Origin of the sequence: Rhodoluna sp., from assembly GCF_049276775.1 — a bacterium.
Taxonomy (GTDB): domain Bacteria; phylum Actinomycetota; class Actinomycetes; order Actinomycetales; family Microbacteriaceae; genus Rhodoluna.
This window is the reverse complement of record NZ_JBASXC010000063.1, coordinates 1-1,692: the sequence shown is the minus strand read 5'-3', so window position 1 is coordinate 1,692 and position 1,692 is coordinate 1. Positions and strand designations below refer to the sequence as shown.

Below are 1,692 nucleotides of genomic sequence, written 5' to 3'. Positions count from 1 at the left end.
GCTGGTACCTGACGGATCCTCTCGCTTGGCCGGCGGCGGATGGGGTGCTTGCAAAGCTGAAGCAGATCGTCACGACGAACGGGGCGGACCCCGTGCCGGAGGAACTGGTCGCCGAGGCGGAATCGTCCTTTGCGCCGCCGAAGGGCTTCATTGAAACGGAGGAGCTCCTTGCGAACGGCGAGGTGAGGCGCGTGAGGATCGAAGTGGGGGCCCTAGATATCGACGGCATCCGGATCTTCGTCAAGCGCGACGGCAAGATGCTCCGCACGGTTCGGAACATCGAGAGCATCTTCGAGTTCACGGTTCATGACTTCCGATCCAAGCGGATCTTCGCGATGGAGCGCGGAGCCGTCGCGGAGGTGGAGCGCGTGGGGGGCTGGTACAAGATGGATGAGCCGATTCCCCTTGGCATGAGGGCGCGAAGTACCGGGGGAACGTGGGAACTCTTGGAGCCGCTGAGGTGCACCGGGGACCCCTTGGTCTTTGGGGTTTGGACGAACTATCTCTCAACGATCAAAGCCAAGCGGATCGTCAATGACCTGCCGGATATCGACTATGCGAGATTCGGTTTGGATCAGCCGTGGCTGACGCTGCGTCTCAAGGGCTTTGGCGGCACGGAGCAGGCGCTGCACCTCGCGCAGAAGGACGGGAACGTGTACGGGCGCCGGAACGAAGAGGTCACCATCTTCGAGTTCGAGCCTGACGCGATGTCCTATTTCGGTGAGGACGTCGGCAACTTCTACGAGCTCCAGTTCGCGCGCATGGAGCGCCGTGACATCAAGCACGTTTGGATCCAGCAGCCTGAGCAAACCCTGCGGTTCTCCCGGGGCCCCGACGGTGAGGGGTGGACCGTCGCCGGGCGTGCTACAGGCGTCACCGAGTTTGGAGCGGAGTTCTCGGTCGACGACCAGGAGTTCTCGGACTTCTTGAAGGAAACGGAGGTGGTGGAGGCCCAGCGGATGTTCACGGACGTGGGGCCCGATGAATTTTTCGGGGACGGGGTGCGTGAGACGTCTCTCTACCTGGAGCCCTATTCCGGGCCCCGGCAGGGAGGACGCTTTGCTCCGGTGATGACGATTCCCGACGGCACAGAGCTTGCGCCCTTTCAGCGCTTCGGAGACGCGGCGGCCCAGGGGATGGCACCGGAGTTTGCGGCCCTCGCTGATCGATCGTTGGAGTCGTTCCTCAACAGGAAGATTTGGGAGCAAACGAACACCTGGCTCAGGAAGCTCACCCTTTCCGGTGATGATGGTTCCATGCGCGCGTACGAGCGCGGCGACGGCTTCGACTGGCGGGACGTATCGACCAAAGAGCCCGCCCGTGATTTGGACCCGGTTCTCGACCACTTGATGTTCCTCAAGGCGGATCGCTACACCCCACTGGGCGCGCCACGCGGTGCCCTCACTGGCTCGGTCACGGTGGCCTTCACGGACAGCGAGGGGCAGGTCTCCGCAGCCGTACTTGGTGTGGCCGAGTCCGGGGAAGTCCGCGTGCGCCAAGGGGAGCTGGAGGCAGTCCTGGACCGCCAGGCCCTGCACGCGGACCTTCGCAAGGTGCTTGGCCTCGACTGAGGCCGGCTGGACCGACGGGCGCTGCCGTCGTTCCTCGATGTCATGGATTGTTCGCCAAATCTAGCGTCTCATACTAGCTGGATTTCACCTATCATTTCCCTAACCCCGTCATGTTCATGAG

General features: G+C 62.8%; 1 protein-coding gene. It reads left to right on the top strand.

Annotated elements, in window-relative coordinates:
• Positions 1-1,571: DUF4340 domain-containing protein (locus tag WAO31_RS04060; protein WP_509590549.1), on the top strand; the 1,571-nt coding region annotated here is incomplete at its 5' end.
• Positions 1,572-1,692 lie beyond the last annotated feature (121 nt).